General features: G+C 65.0%; 14 protein-coding genes and 1 pseudogene. 5 read left to right on the forward strand and 10 right to left on the reverse strand.

What is annotated here, in order from left to right; translation table 11 throughout:
- Window positions 1-67: 67 nt before the first annotated feature.
- Window positions 68-1,384 carry an MFS transporter gene (locus tag NCS28_RS23170; RefSeq protein WP_250516116.1) on the forward strand — a complete coding sequence of 439 codons (1,317 nt, stop codon included), beginning with the start codon at window positions 68-70 and terminating at the stop codon, window positions 1,382-1,384.
- Window position 1,385: 1 nt separating this feature from the next.
- Window positions 1,386-3,638: a xanthine dehydrogenase family protein molybdopterin-binding subunit gene (locus tag NCS28_RS23175; protein WP_250516117.1), complete on the forward strand. Its 2,253-nt coding sequence runs from the start codon at window positions 1,386-1,388 to the stop codon at window positions 3,636-3,638.
- A 5-nt stretch (window positions 3,639-3,643) separates the two neighbouring features.
- Here the strand turns inward: NCS28_RS23175 and NCS28_RS23180 are convergent, their stop codons facing one another.
- Window positions 3,644-4,360 carry a DUF899 family protein gene (locus NCS28_RS23180; protein WP_250516118.1) on the reverse strand — a complete coding sequence of 239 codons (717 nt, stop codon included), beginning with the start codon at window positions 4,358-4,360 and terminating at the stop codon, window positions 3,644-3,646.
- A gap of 24 nt (window positions 4,361-4,384) precedes the next feature.
- The gene (locus tag NCS28_RS23185; RefSeq protein WP_250516119.1) at window positions 4,385-5,044 is read right to left on the reverse strand and encodes a glutathione S-transferase family protein; all 660 of its coding nucleotides are present in this window, start codon (window positions 5,042-5,044) and stop codon (window positions 4,385-4,387) included.
- A 224-nt stretch (window positions 5,045-5,268) separates the two neighbouring features.
- On the opposite strand from NCS28_RS23185, the gene NCS28_RS23190 reads away from it, so the two are divergent.
- The gene (locus NCS28_RS23190; RefSeq protein WP_250516120.1) at window positions 5,269-5,781 is read left to right on the forward strand and encodes a response regulator; all 513 of its coding nucleotides are present in this window, start codon (window positions 5,269-5,271) and stop codon (window positions 5,779-5,781) included.
- 220 nt (window positions 5,782-6,001) lie between these two features.
- On the opposite strand, the gene NCS28_RS23195 is transcribed toward NCS28_RS23190, so the two are convergent.
- The gene (locus NCS28_RS23195; protein WP_250516121.1) at window positions 6,002-6,706 is read right to left on the reverse strand and encodes a glutathione S-transferase C-terminal domain-containing protein; all 705 of its coding nucleotides are present in this window, start codon (window positions 6,704-6,706) and stop codon (window positions 6,002-6,004) included.
- A gap of 133 nt (window positions 6,707-6,839) precedes the next feature.
- Between NCS28_RS23195 and nudC the strand changes: the two genes are divergently transcribed.
- Both nudC and NCS28_RS23205 read left to right on the forward strand, forming a co-directional pair.
- Window positions 6,840-7,757, forward strand: coding sequence for an NAD(+) diphosphatase (gene nudC / locus NCS28_RS23200; RefSeq protein WP_250516122.1), 918 nt, complete (start codon window positions 6,840-6,842; stop codon window positions 7,755-7,757).
- A 103-nt stretch (window positions 7,758-7,860) separates the two neighbouring features.
- Window positions 7,861-8,439, forward strand: coding sequence for a histidine phosphatase family protein (locus tag NCS28_RS23205; protein ID WP_250516123.1), 579 nt, complete (start codon window positions 7,861-7,863; stop codon window positions 8,437-8,439).
- On the opposite strand, the pseudogene NCS28_RS23210 reads toward NCS28_RS23205, so the two are convergent.
- The 7 genes and pseudogenes from NCS28_RS23210 to NCS28_RS23240 all read right to left on the reverse strand — a co-directional run.
- Window positions 8,434-8,658 (reverse strand): annotated as a pseudogene (locus NCS28_RS23210) (LacI family DNA-binding transcriptional regulator); the annotation flags it as partial. The gene NCS28_RS23205 and the pseudogene NCS28_RS23210 sit on opposite strands and share 6 nt — an antisense overlap.
- Window positions 8,659-8,703: 45 nt before the next feature.
- The gene (locus NCS28_RS23215) at window positions 8,704-9,438 is read right to left on the reverse strand and encodes a ribonuclease activity regulator RraA (protein ID WP_250516124.1); all 735 of its coding nucleotides are present in this window, start codon (window positions 9,436-9,438) and stop codon (window positions 8,704-8,706) included.
- A gap of 13 nt (window positions 9,439-9,451) precedes the next feature.
- Complete coding sequence (gene araD, locus NCS28_RS23220) at window positions 9,452-11,185, reverse strand: L-arabinonate dehydratase (protein WP_250516125.1); 1,734 nt, start codon at window positions 11,183-11,185, stop codon at window positions 9,452-9,454.
- Between the two features lie 96 nt (window positions 11,186-11,281).
- A complete protein-coding gene (locus NCS28_RS23225; protein ID WP_250516126.1) occupies window positions 11,282-11,947 on the reverse strand; it encodes a MarC family protein in 666 nt (221 codons plus the stop codon).
- 87 nt (window positions 11,948-12,034) lie between these two features.
- The gene (locus NCS28_RS23230) at window positions 12,035-12,376 is read right to left on the reverse strand and encodes a hypothetical protein (protein WP_250516127.1); all 342 of its coding nucleotides are present in this window, start codon (window positions 12,374-12,376) and stop codon (window positions 12,035-12,037) included.
- Between the two features lie 64 nt (window positions 12,377-12,440).
- Window positions 12,441-13,199 carry a flagellar brake protein gene (locus NCS28_RS23235; protein ID WP_250516128.1) on the reverse strand — a complete coding sequence of 253 codons (759 nt, stop codon included), beginning with the start codon at window positions 13,197-13,199 and terminating at the stop codon, window positions 12,441-12,443.
- Window positions 13,200-13,406: 207 nt separating this feature from the next.
- Window positions 13,407-14,387: a hypothetical protein gene (locus NCS28_RS23240; protein ID WP_250516129.1), complete on the reverse strand. Its 981-nt coding sequence runs from the start codon at window positions 14,385-14,387 to the stop codon at window positions 13,407-13,409.
- Window positions 14,388-14,467 lie beyond the last annotated feature (80 nt).

Below are 14,467 nucleotides of genomic sequence, written 5' to 3' on the forward strand. Positions count from 1 at the left end.
TCGCACACGCAGGTCGGCCCACTCGCGGTGGCGCAATACAACGCATCGATTCTCCAAGGAACACGACATGTCTTCCCCTTCACTCGACACGACGCGCGCGACATTGCACACCGACGCGCAAGCCGAGCGTGCCCTGTACCGCAAGCTCACGTGGCGGCTCATCCCGTTCTTCTGCCTGTGCTATTTCTCGGCGTATCTGGACCGCGTGAATGTCGGTCTCGCGAAACTGCAGATGCTGGACGCACTGAAGTTCAGCGACACGGTCTACGGTCTCGGCGCGGGTCTGTTTTTCGTCGGCTACATCCTGTTCGAAGTGCCGAGCAACCTGATTCTGCAAAAGGTCGGCGCGAAGCTGTGGATCGCGCGGATCATGGTCACGTGGGGCATTCTCTCCGGGCTCACGATGTTCGTGAAAACGCCCGGCCAGTTCTATGGACTGCGCTTTCTTCTGGGTGTCGCCGAGGCGGGCTTTCTGCCGGGCGTCCTGCTCTATCTGACCAACTGGTTTCCCGATGCGCGCCGCAGCAAGATCATCGCGCTCTTCATGATGGGCTTGCCGCTGTCGAGTCTCGTCGGCGGGCCGCTGTCGGGCTGGATCGTCACGTTCTTCGACGGCATGCACGGCTGGCAAGGCTGGCAATGGCTCTTCGGACTGGAAGCGCTGCCGTCGATTTTCCTCGGCGTGCTCGTGTTCTTCTATCTGCCGAACACGCCCGAGACGGCGAAGTTTCTCGATGCCGATGAACGTGCGCGCCTCAAGCTCGATCTCGCGAGCGAAGCGCACGGCGCGAAGCGACATCGCCTGCTGGATGCGTTCACCGATCCGAAGGTGTGGGCGCTCGGTCTCATCGACTTGTGCGTGCTGCTCGGTACCTACGCGATCAGCTTCTGGATGCCGACGATGCTGCGCGATTCCGGCGTGCAAAGCGCGCTGACGATCGGCCTGCTGACGGCCGTGCCCAACGCCCTCGCCGTCGTGATGATGCTCGTCACCGGCGCGAGCTCGGACAAGTTCCGCGAGCGCCGCTGGCATATCGTCGTGCCGTTCGCGTGCACCGCGTTCGGCCTCGTCGCGAGCACGTTCTTCACCGGCAGCACGGCGGCGCTTGTGATCCTGCTGTCGATCGCGAACGCGGGCGTGGCCGCGGCGATGCCGGTCGTGTGGGCGCTGCCGTCGACGTTCCTGACGGGCACGGCCGCCGCGGCGGGCATCGCGTTCGCATGCTCGATCGCCAATCTCGGCGGCTTCGCTAGCACGTACGTGATCGGCTGGCTGAAGGACTGGACGCATAGCATGAGCGCGGGTCTGATCGTGTTCGGCGTGTGCATGCTGCTCGGTTGCGGCCTCGCGCTCGCGATGCCCAAGCACATCGTCAATCGCTGATATGCCGACACGCCGTGAACTGCTGGCACGCGACGGCCGTCTCGTCGTCGTGCGCCAGCCGGTGGCACCGCCCACGCCCGCGCCCGGGCAGCCGGGTAGCGCGTCGACGTACGTGCAGGACTCGCCCGAAGTGTTCGTCGCCGTGCTCGACGACGACAGCATCCTTGCGTTCAACGGCCATGTCGATCTCGGCACGGGCATCCGCACGTCGCTCGCGCAGATCGTCGCGGAAGAACTCGACGTTCCCACTCATCGCGTGACGATGGTGCTCGGCGATTCGAGCGAAACGCCGAATCAGGGGCCGACGATCGCGAGTGCGTCGATCCAGATTTCCGCGGTGCCGTTGCGTGCGTCGGCGGCGCAGGCGCGGCTTGCGTTGATCGAGCTCGCGGCGGCCCGTTTCAATGTCGATGCATCGTCCTTGCGCACCGATGACGGTTTCGTCATCGCTCAGGATGGCGCGCGTCTCTCGTTCGGCGCGCTGCTTCAGGATCGACACGTGACGCTCACGCTCGATATCGCGGCGCCCGTGAAGGATCCGTCGCGCTATCGCGTGGTCGGCAAGTCGTCACCGCGCGTCGATCTGCCCGCGAAAGCCACCGGCAAGCTCACCTTCGTTCACGACATGCGCGTGCCCGGCATGCTGCACGGCCGCGTGGTGCGGCCGCCGTATCACGGGCGCGATGCGGGAGCGTTCGTCGGCACGTCGCTGATCGATGTGGATCGCGCGTCCGTCGAGAAGCTTCCCGGCGTGCGCGGCGTAGTCGTGATCGGTGATTTCATCGGCGTCGTCGCGGAGCGCGAGGAACAGGCCATTCGCGCGGCGAAGGCGCTGAAGGTGCGTTGGCGCGCGCTGCCCGTAATGTCCGATCTCTCGGACCCGGCGCGTGCCATTCAAAGCGCGCCTGCCAAGCGCAGGCTTCTGCAGGAAAGCGGCGATGTCGATGCGGCCTCGACAGGGCCCGGCGTGACGACTTTCACGCGCCGCTATGAATGGCCGTATCAAATGCATGCGTCGATCGGGCCGTCGTGCGCGCTCGCCGATTATCGCGACGAGCGCATCACGATCTGGTCGGGCACGCAGAATCCGCAATCGCTGCGGCACGATCTGGCGAAGCTCGCGGAGCGTGATGAAGCCGATGTCGATATCGTCCGCATGGAAGCCGCAGGCTGCTATGGCCGCAATTGCGCCGACGATGTCGCCGGCGACGCCCTCCTCCTCTCCCGCGCGATGCGCGCGCCGGTGCGCGTGCAGCTTTCGCGCGCCGACGAGCATCTATGGGAGCCGAAAGGCACCGCGCAGGTCATGGACGTGACGGGCAGCGTGTCGGCATCGGGCGAGACGGTCGCGTATTCATTCGCGACGCGTTATCCGTCGAACGATGCGCCTTTGCTCGCGCTGCTCCTGACCGGCGCGATGCCCGCCGAGGCGCGCGTCTTCGAGATGGGCGATCGCACGGCCGTGTCGCCGTACACGTTCTCGCATACGCGCTTCGTGTGCGACGACCTCGCGCCGCTGGTGCGTTCGTCGTGGCTGCGTGGCGTGTCGGCGCTGCCGAACTCGTTCGCGCACGATGCGTTCATCGACGAGCTTGCCATTCATGCGCGTGTGGACCCGTTCGAATTCCGCCTGCGCCATCTGGCCGATGACCGCGCGCGTGCGTTGTTGCAGGCCACCGCCGCGCGCGCCGGATGGCAGACGCGCGCCTCGCCTCGTTATCTGACACAGGCGAACCAGCGCCTCGCGCGCGGACGCGGCATTGCCTACGCGCGCTACGTCCACAGCCGCTTCCCCGGATTCGGCGCGGCGTGGGCGGCGTGGATCGTCGATCTGGAAGTGGATCGCGTAACGGGCGAGATTCGCATCGAGCGCGTGACGGTCGGGCAGGACACCGGCACGATGGTCAACCCCGACGGCGTGCGTCATCAGATTCACGGCAACGTCGTGCAGACGCTGAGCCGCACGCTGAAGGAACGCGTGCGGATGAGCGACGGCCTGGTTGCGTCGCGCGAGTGGGGCAGTTATCCGCTCATTACGTTCGCGGAGCTGCCCGCTGTGGACGTCGTGTTGATGCCGCGTCAGGGCGAGCCGCCGCTCGGGTCCGGCGAATCGGCTTCGGTGCCCGGCCCGGCGGCGATCGCGAATGCACTGTTCGATGCAACCGGAGTGCGCTTCTACGCGCCGCCGTTCACGCCCGACGCCGTGCGCGCCCGGATCGAAGCGCACGCGGCGCTCGCGGGGGCGGCGCACTAGCACGCTTACTTGCGCGGTCCGTAATCCAGCTTCGGATACCAGTTCGTCCCGCGGCCTTCGGGCGTCATGTCGAGCACGGTCCAGAGCGGCATAAGATCGGGCGCGCCGCGCGGATCCTCGCCGGGGTCGGCGGTATCGAAATCCATCTCGCCGCTCCAGAAATGCCGGATCACGCCGTCGCGCCGCGTGAAAACGTTGAGCGCGGGCTCATCGCCGCCTTCCTTCGATATCGCGTGGTAGTCGCGGCTGAACGCGCCGTTCGTATCCGAAAAAAGCCCGAGATCGCGCCAGCCGCGCTCCGTCTTGAACGCCACCAGCTTCGCGAGCGGCGAACGCGCGATCACCGCGAGCGCCACGCGCTGTTCGATGTCGCGCGCCTCGCCCTCCCACGCCGACAGCAGCGACGTGCACATCGGACACGGCCGTTCGCGCTGCGGCCCGAACATGTAGCTGTACGTGACGAGCGTGTCCTTGTCGCCGAAAAGGCCAGCGAAATCGACCGCGCCGCGTTCGCCTTCGAATCGATAATCGCCCTTCACTTCGCCGCCGGGCGGCAGCGCGCGACGCATCTGCGCCACGCGCTCGATGTGCCTGCGCAATTCGATTTCCTCGGCCAGCAACGCGGTACGCGCCTCGCGATATTCGGCGCTTTCGTTGGGAAACCTCATCGTCGCGCGCTTCGCGAGTTCATCGGCGGGAACGTGGTTCGTGGTCGTGCTCATACGATCTCCTGTGGCTTGGGTGGCTCAATCGCGGTCCGGGGCGCCGAGCGGAAACAACGCCCGATACGGCCGCGCTTCGTCGACGGCGCGTGCGAACGACGGCCGCGCGAGCAGGCGCTTGCGATACGCGATCACGTTCGGATACGCGTCCCCGATACGGTGCGACCAGTCCGCATAGAACAGAAACGGCGCGGCGCCGCAATCGGCGAGGCTGAAGGTGTCGCCCGCCGCCCATTCGCGCGTGGCCATCTTGCGGTCGAGAAAGGCGTAGGACGTGTCGAGCATCGCGCGGGCATCGGCGACGCCGCGCGCATCGCGTTCGTTGGCATCGCGCATCGCGTCGAACACGATCTTTTGCTGCGGCGTCGACAGATAGTTGTCGAAGAAGCGATCCATCCAGCGCGTTTCGAGCGCGGCGCGCGGATCGTCGGGAATGAGGCGCACCGGGCCAGGGTGAAACAGTCCCAGATATTCGATGATCACCGTCGATTCGATCACCGGCCGGCCGCCGTCGACGAGCACGGGGAAGCGCTTCATCGGCCAGATTTCGGCGAGTTCGGCCATCGATTGCGGCGTTTCGGGCGTGAGCGTGCGCCATTCGAAGGGCGTGCCATTCTCGTACAGCGCGACGAGAACCTTCTGGCAATACGAGGAAAACGGGTGTGCGTAGAGTTGCAAGCTCATCTGACAGTCTCCAGGTCGTCGAGCGGATTATGAACAGGGCGATGCGTCTACGACGATTGCAGCGCCGATTACGTGAACGACGAACGGCGCCCCGGCCAATCGACAAGAAATCGATACATTTTGTTGTGCGGCGCAGCGTGACCGTGGCCGATTTGCTAACGTGCGCGGTTAGGCAACCAAAGGACGGCCGCCGGATCCAGTGTCCGTCGAGCCGGCCGAAGAAAATGAAGCGCGAATACAAAATTAGTATCGTCGTTGCAGACGATCGCCCCGTCGTTTTATACGGGCTGCAAAGCTGGTTCGAGGAGCACGAGCGGTTTCGGGTGACGGCATGCGTCAGAAACGCGGATCAGTTGCTCGCGAGGCTGAAGGCCGCGAGTCACGACATGATCGTGCTGGGCTGCGGTCTGGAAGGTTCCTATGCGCACGATTTCGCGTTTCTGCGCGAATTGCGCCGGACATTCCCGGCCACGCCCGTGATCGTCTTCACCGACAAGACCGACGCGCACACACTCTCCGACATCCAGCGTGCGGGCGCGTCGGGCCTCGTGAGCCCGCGCGAAGAAGCGCGCGCGTTCGAACGCGTGTGCGAGAGGGTGCTCTCCGGCGCGGAGAAGATCGTCTCACCGCGCATCGCGAGCTATTGCAACGCAGCCGGCGCCGCGGTCTCTTTCGATACGGCGCCCGACTATGGCGGTCTGAGGCCGAACGTCACGCAGTTCATTGCGCGATTTTGAGTGCTGCCGAGGCGATCGGACGCTGCGTAGTCAATCTCCTGCCTGCCCTGCAGCACGCCGCTCCCCGCCCCTTCCGAGCTGTTAGCCGCCGTCCCGCCATGAGGTAGACGGCGCGCGCCCGCAAAAAAATCACGCGAAGCTCGACCGTATGAGCGTGGAGCGCGGCGTGTCGAGCATCAGCTTGACGGGCAAAGATGGGGAGACCGCGCCGGAGTGACGCTCACGGCGACGCACTCTGCCCCATACGCTCCCGCAACGCCTCGCAATGGGCGACGAGATTGCCCTGCGTGTCCACGAACCGCTTGAGCGGCGTATCGATGTCGTAGAACCAGATGCTCGCGACAAACCCATACAACGCGCAATCGATGCTCGCGGGCGCATCGCCGAACATGAACGGGCCATCGCCCAGCAGATTCGCCATCGCCTGAAGACTCGCGATGCCACGCGCATACGCGGCCTCAGGCTCGTACCGTCCAATCCCCTGATACCGGTAGCGCTCGAAGTTGTACTTTCGCGCGCCCTCCAGCGCCTCAGCGCCGATATCCGGATGCTGCTCCATAAGCGCCTCGCGGAACAACGGCCAGTAACGATCGTCACGCCAACGCGAATACGACATCACCCAATAGAGATCGTCGAGCGTGCGGCGGATCAGCAGATCGAGATCGCGTTGCGGGCCGGTGAGCGCGTCGTCGAGCGTCAGCGCGTATTTGCGTTTCAGATGCGCGACGATCGCATCGCTGTCGCCGATGGTTTCGTCGTCATCGACGAGATAGGGAAGCTGGCCGCGCGGCGCGGCGCTCGTGTCGAGCACGTGACGATGCTCGAACGGCAGGCCCGCGAGCTTCAGGAACGCGAACACTTTCAGCCCGAACGGATTGTTGTCTTCGAGACCGAACAACTGAGGATACGAATAGAGCGTGATCATCGGCGTCTCCGGGCGTCGCCCTGCAAGGACGCGCCAACTTCGCTACGATTCCCGATTGGCCTTGCATCTTCCCGTCACGCGGCGCGCCTTTCGGCATTCACGCCGGCACGCGCCGCCACATACGAAAAATACTATGCCCACGCCGCCTCATGCCATCGGTTTTACGCTCGATCCGCTCGATCGCGTGTCAGAAAAGCGCGACGACGAAGCGTTCGTCGCCAGCCTGCGGGACGATCCATCCACGCGCTTTCTGCTCTTCTTGAACAACGTGCCGCTCTTCAAGCGCAACGACGGGCACGATCCGCTCTTCAGCGCGCAGGAAGCGGCCTCGGCCGGCACGCCCTTGCAAACGGTGTTTCTCGGTTGCGACGCCGAAGAGCGCGCGCTGTTCGCCGCCTCGTTCGATGACAACGCGAAAACCGCCGAAGAAGTCGAAGCGATCGAGCTTCGTCCCATCGCGATGCAAGGCCTCGTCGCGCCGCCGCTCGTCAGCGCGCTCGGCGAAGCGCGATCGATGCTCGACTGGCATCGCCGTCATCGGTTCTGCGCGAACTGCGGCCAGCCGACCGATTCCGCCGGCGCGGGCTGGCGGCGTATCTGTCCGAATTGCAAGGCGCAGCATTTTCCGCGCGTCGATCCGGTCGTGATCATGCTCGTCACCGACGGCGAGCGGTGTCTCCTCGGCCGTCAGCCGCAATTCCTGCCGGGCATGTATTCGGCGCTGGCGGGCTTCGTCGAGCCGGGCGAAACCTTCGAGCACGCGGTGTATCGCGAAGTGCTGGAAGAAGCGGGCATCCGCTGCACGGACGTGCGCTATTTCGCGTCGCAGCCGTGGCCGTTTCCGTCGTCGCTGATGATCGGCTGCTTCGCGCGCGCGGCCTCGACCGAGCTTACCGTCGACAAAAACGAACTGGAAGACGCGCGCTGGTTTTCGCGCGAGGAAGTCGCCGCGATGCTCGACGGCATGCACGAAGAGGGCATGTCGGCGCCCAAGCCGTTCGCGATCGCGCATCATCTGCTGAAGGCGTTCGCGACGGGCGAACTGGACTGAACGGCAGCTTAACGGCGCGCCTTCGACGATCGGCGCGGAATGCCACGCTGTAACGCGCGGGCGCGCAACCGCATTTTTCAGACATCGGGTGAACGACATGAACATGAAAGGCGGCGTCCATATCTGGCTGATTCGGCACGGCGAAACCGAGTGGAGCAAGTCGGGGCAGCACACCGGCACGACCGACATCCCGCTCACCGACGACGGACGCAAGCAGGCGTCCGCGCTCGCGCCGGTCCTCGCGCCTGAGTCCTTCGATCTCGTGCTGACGAGCCCGATGGGCCGCGCGATCGAAACATGCCGTCTCGCGGGATTGGCCGATCGCGCGCAGGTCGAGCCGGAACTGCACGAGTGGAATTACGGCATCTACGAAGGCCGCAAGACGCCGGATATCCGCAGGGAAGTGCCGGACTGGTCGGTGTGGACATCGCCGATTCCCGAAGGCGAAAATCTCGCCGATGTCGGCAGGCGCGCGCAGGCGCTCATCGACAAGCTACTCGCGACGAACGCGGCGAACATCGCGCTCTTTTCGCACGCGCATTTCTCGCGCGTGTTCGGCGCGCAATGGACGACGGGCTCGCCCGCGCTCGGCGCGCATCTCATGATGGACACCGCCGCGATGAGCGTGCTCGGCTTCGAGCGCGACGTGCGCGCGATCATCAAGTGGAATCTTCTGCCGTAGTTTTTCCGAGAAGAGCGAATGCGCGACGGTCGGCACGATCGCCGCGATCAGCCGCGATCAGCCGCGATTTCGCCGACGACAACCCGCCGGCCAGCCGGTTCGGCGACGGGATGGCGCGCGAGCGAGCGTCTCGGTCGCGACAGTGTCGGGGGCGTTGAACACGCGCGAGACGGTGATCGGCGAGACGCCCGCCGAGGTCGCCACGTCGGTGATGCGCACGCCTTTCGCGCCATACGAATGCGGCGCGTGGCTGTCGTCATGATGCTACGCGCGCCGCTCGCGCCATGCCTTGTAAGCCGCCAGCGTTTCCTCGTTCGGCGGATACGTGCCGCGCAGCATCGCGCCGCCCTCCACGCGCGACGACAAAAATTCCTCCATGACCTCCTGCTCGGTCGCATCCTTCGCGACCTCCTCGGCCATGTAGCGCGGCACGATCACGACGCCATCCACATCGCCGACGACGATATCGCCCGGATACACCGCCACGCCGCCGCACGCTATCGGCACGTTCATGTCGACCGCGTGGTGCTTCGCGAGATTGAGCGGCGCGCTCGCGCCCGCGCAGAAGAGCGGCAGACCGATATCGCCTATCGTGCCCGAATCGCGCACGCAGCCGTCCGACACCATGCCCGCGACGCCGCGAATCTTGAGACGCGTCGTGAGAATCGAGCCCGTCGACGCGACGCTGCGTTCGCCGCGGCAATCCTGCACGAGCACGCTGCCCGGCGGCGCGCTTTCGACGGCCTTGCGCTGCGGATGATCCGGGTCCTGAAACACGCCGACGTGGTCGAGATCCTCGCGCGCCGGAATATTGCGCAGCGTGAACGCCGGCCCGACCATGTTCGGCGCGCCTTTCGCGGGCTTCACGAGCGGCGCGACGCCTTGCAGGAACACGTTGCGCAGGCCGCGCTTGAAGAGTTGCGTCGTGAGCGTTGCGGTGCTGACGTGGCGCAGCAGTTCGATCGTTTCGTCGGAAATGGCGATGTCGGGTGTCGTCATGGTGTTGCGCGTCTCAATGTATGTCGGGGTCGCCGCCGGTCGCGGCTTTCTCTTCGAGGAAATCGAAGTCGCAGCCCTTGTCGGCCTGCGTCACATGCAATTGATGCATCACGCCGAAGCCGCGCTCGAACGGGCGCTTCGGCGGTGTCCACGCGGCCTTGCGCGCGGCGAGCTGGTCATCGGCGACATCGAGATGCAGGCGGCGCGCGGGCACGTCCAGTTCGACGATATCGCCATCCCTCACCAACGCGAGCGGCCCGCCGACGAACGACTCCGGCGCCACATGCAACACGCACGCGCCGTAGCTCGTGCCGCTCATGCGCGCATCGGAGATGCGGACCATGTCGCGCACGCCTTGCTTCAAGAGCTTCTGCGGAATCGGCAACTGGCCCCACTCCGGCATGCCCGGCGCGCCGACCGGACCCGCGTGCTGAAGCACGATCACCGAATCGGCGGCGATGTCGAGCGTTTCGTCGTCGATGCGCGCGGCCATGTCGGCGTAATCCTTGAACACGACCGCCGGCCCGCGATGCCTGAGTAGATGCGCTTCCATCGCCGCCGGTTTGATCACGGCGCCGTCGGGCGCGAGATTGCCTGTGAGCACGGCGAGGCCGTCGTTCGGGACCAAGGGATCGGTGCGGCGGCGGATCACGTCGTCATTGAAAATCTCCGCGCCCGCGATGTTCTCGCCGAGCGTCGCGCCGTTGACCGTGCGTTGCGAGCCGTCTATCAGATCGCCCAGTTCGGCGAGCAGCGCGCGCAGGCCGCCCGCGTAGAAAAAATCCTCCATCAGATACTTGCCCGCCGGGCGGATGTTGCCGATCACCGGCGTCACGCGCGCGAGTTCGTCGAAGCGCGCGGTCGTGAGCGGCACGCCCGCGCGCCGCGCGACCGCCACGAGATGCACGATCGCGTTGGTCGAGCCGGACAGCGCGAGCACGGTCGTCACGGCGTTGTCGAAGGATCTCGGCGTGAGGATGTCGGACGGCTTGAGGTCCGTCCACACCATCTCGACGATGCGCTGCCCCGTCAGCGATGCGTGCTGCGCGTGCCGCGAATCCACCGCGGGAATCGACGCGAAGCCCGGCAGCGTCATGCCGAGCGCTTCGGCGGCGCTCGTCATCGTCGAGGCCGTACCCATCGTCATGCAATGTCCCGGCGAGCGCGCGATGCCGCTTTCCACGCCCTTCCACTCGTCCTCGCCGATCTTGCCTGCGCGCAGTTCCGCCCAGTATTTCCATGTATCGGAGCCGCTGCCGAGCGTGCGGCCGTTCCAGTCGCCGCGCAGCATCGGGCCGGCGGGCAGAAAGATCGCGGGCAGGTTCATGCTGATCGCGCCCATCAGCAGGCCGGGCGTGGTCTTGTCGCAGCCGCCCATCAGCACGCAGCCGTCGAACGGATACGAGCGCAGCACTTCCTCGACCTCCATCGCGAGGAAATTGCGATACAGCATGGTCGTGGGCTTCTGGAACGGCTCGGCGAGCGTCATCACCGGCATTTCGACGGGAAAGCCGCCCGCCTGCCAGACGCCGCGCTTCACTTCCTCGACGCGCTGTTTGAAATGCGTGTGGCACGAATTGATTTCGCTCCACGTGTTGAGCACGGCGATGACCGGCTTGCCCATGTAATCGGACGCGTGGTAGCCCATCTGCGCCGTGCGCGAGCGGTGGCCGAACGAGCGCAGGTCGTTCACGCCGTACCAGCGGTGACTGCGCAAATCTTCCGGCTTCTTGCGATGCAGAGTCAAGCAGCGTCTCCTTGATGGTAGCGCTACCATTCGACGACCGAAAATGGTAGCGCCGCCATACGCGAGCGTCGCTTGGGGTTTGTGCGGGGAATTGCGCTATCTGATGGTGAGATGAACCGACGCGATCAGCTCGGACAAGCCGAGCCACAGAATTTCCACGCCGATGCAGAAGATGACGAACGCGAAGAGGCGCATTGCGACCTGCGTGCCCGCGGTGCCGAGCAGGCGTTCGAGATGCCCGGCGAAGCGCACGCACACGTAGATGCTCGCGCACAGAATCACCAGCCCGACGCCCACGCCCGCGAGATGCACCGGCTGCAAGCCGTGGCGCGGCGAGCCGGTGCCGAGCGCGATGGCAACCGCGATCGCGCCCGGCCCGACGGTGATCGGCAGCGTCAGCGGATAGAAGGCCTTCGCGCGCAATGAAGCGCCGCTGCGCGGCTTGGGCGCGGTTTCGGCGGAATCGTCGTCATCGGGCGCCTGGAGCAGACTCCAGCCCGCCATCGCGACGACCAGACCACCCGCCACGCGCAGCACCGGAATCGAAATGCCGAAGAACGACAGCACGTAAGCGCCGATCGAAAGCGACGCAAGCAGAATCGCGAAACTGTTGATGCAGATGCGCCGCGCGAGCTCCGCGCGATCGTCGTCGCCGATATGCGGCAACATGCTCAGCACGACAAGCGCCGTCGCGGGCGGATTGATGATCGGAAACAAACCGGCGACGATCACGAGGACCGTCTTGGCGAATTCGTTGAGCATGCGCGTCGTTGTCCGTTCGTCGTTGGCTTGCTGCAAGCCCGGACATTGTGCACGCGAAGCCGGGGCGCGTGCGCGGCAATCGGCGATTCAGGCGAACGGCGCCGCGAGAATCAGCGCGCATTCGGTGAGAAACGACCCGAGCCCGACGCCGATCAACACGCGCGCGACGACCGTCCATACGCGGCGATCGACATTGCCCGCGCAGCGCCACGCAAGCGTGCACCACAGCAGATACAGCACCGAGCAGACGACGAATACGCCCAGCATGCCGGGCCAGAACCAGACGGTGATCAGCAGGAATGTTTCGGGAGCGACGCCGCTCGTCCAGAGGTCGAGGTAGACGAACCACCATGCGAGATGGATCGGCACGCCCAACAGCCACCAGACTTTCCAGAAGCGTTCTTCTCCGCGCCAGGCCTTGCGCAACATGCGTCGTCATGCAGTGGAAAGAGGCACGCATTCTACTCCACGGGGCCTCGCATCCGCACGCCGCTCACGCCGACAGGCTGCGGCGCTTCGCCTCCATGCGCGTGATGAGCCGCTGCAACACGTTCTCCGCCGCGCCCGAAATCCGCACGAAACGGAATCCGACGACATAACGCACATCGCCGCGCGGCGTGGTCACGGTGCGCGGCGACACCAGTTCGAGATCGACGGGCAAGGCCGCGCCGGGGCCGAGATGCAGCACGACATCGTTGAACAGCGTGCCGATCTCCGTTTCCGCGAGACGCGGCGTGTCCATGCGCAGCGCGATGCCGCCGAGCGACAGGTCGTGCACTTCGTAGCGGAACGATTCGCCGTCGGCGAATGCGCCCTTCGCGTGGAACGGATCGAGGATTGGCGCCGGCACGCGGAAATATTCGCGGCGCTGGAATTGATAGAGCTTCTCGGGAAAGGCGACTTCGAACGCCTGCCGTCCTTCGTAGGTCACGGCATGGGCGGCCTGCGTCGTGAACTCGACGCGCACGCCGTCCGGCGCGCCCTTGAAATACAACTGCCGCGCCTCGAGCAACGCGCGGTTGTCCGATTCCACGCCGCCCCAGTCGAACACGATGCGCGCGCCGCGCACGTCGACTTCGATCAATTGCGTGACGATCTGCCCTTTTCCGCTCGTGACCGTCAGCATGTCGCGGCGCTGCACGAGATTGCGCAGGACGATCGATATTTCAGATGGCGTGTGTCGCGCGAAGCGCTCGTGGTCTTCCGCGAATTTTTCGATGTCGGATGTTTGCGGCAACGGTTCGGCGAGCATGATGGTCCAATCAAGTTATCAGTTTGGGACAGCGAACGACGACTCCCTGATTCCGCATATGTTGCCTGAAAAGAAGGCGCTTCAGTACGTTGGTAACGACTAGGTTTCCACGCCAATTCAGCGTTTTGCAGAGCAGCAAACGCTTTTGTCTTACGGATCGCTTCCAGAGTTGAGAAGAAGCCAGGGTCGTTCCCGGCCTCGCGTGCATCAAGCGAGCGCGTCGAACTCGCTTGCGAGCGCGCGGCGTCTCATCGGCGCGAGCGCGGCCCCGAGGCGCTCGCCCTGCGCCTCGCTGATGAGACTCGTCAGAATCTCGCCGAAACGCGGCTCGTCGACGCCCGAGATGATGTACTGCCAGCGATACGCGTCGATCAGCCCCGCATGCACGCGCGCCTCTTCCTCGTCGGACAGCGCGCGGTCGAGTTGCGTGACGAAGTAATGCGCATCGGCGGCGGCTTGCGCCTGCATCATGCCGTCGATCGCCGCGACCAGATCGATCAGATCGACGATCGCGGCATCGCGCGCGTCGTCTTCGATACGCGCGTCCTCGCGCATCCATTCCAGCTCGTCGATGATCGCGTGCTGCGACTCCTCCTTCCAGTGAAACAGGAAAATGTCCTTGAAGAGCGTCGACAGGCTTGCGTCGCTCTCCATGCTCTGCCGGTAATGCACCTGCGTGACGATTTCGACGCAGCACGTCAGCGCGAGAATCGACCATGTGGACTTGCCGAGCACGAAGGCGGCGACTTCGTCGGCTTGCGGAACGAAGCGGTAGCCGGACGGAAGCGCTTCGGCCGCAAGCGCCTCGACGCGGCGGAACAGTTCCTGATGCTTCAGCTCTTCATCGGTGAAACGAACCATCGCTTCGAGCGCGGTCTGATCGCCGAGCGCGTGATCGCGGCCGACTTCGAGCATCTTCGCGCCGACGAACCGCTCGATCATGCCGAACATGTTGGCGTACGTGCGGCCCTGAACCTGCGACATGAGCCGGCGTTCGCCCGCATCCAGAAACGGCAGGCGGTTCACTTGGGTGAGCCCGTCGGGCATGAACTTGTGCGCGGGATCGAAATGACGGCCGCGCAATACGTCGCGATCGATATCCCAGCGAATGCGGCGGGAGACTTCGATGCACTTCGCATAGCGTTGGTGCGTGCTGATCTTGCTGGACTCGTGCTGAACGGCTTTCATGTAGAAACTCCGGGATGACTCTGCGTCGATGACTGCAATGAATGGGCGCGCGGCAGGCAGCGCGCTGCGTCGAACAGGTC

The organism is Caballeronia sp. INDeC2, assembly GCF_023631325.1.
Classification (GTDB): Bacteria; Pseudomonadota; Gammaproteobacteria; order Burkholderiales; family Burkholderiaceae; genus Caballeronia.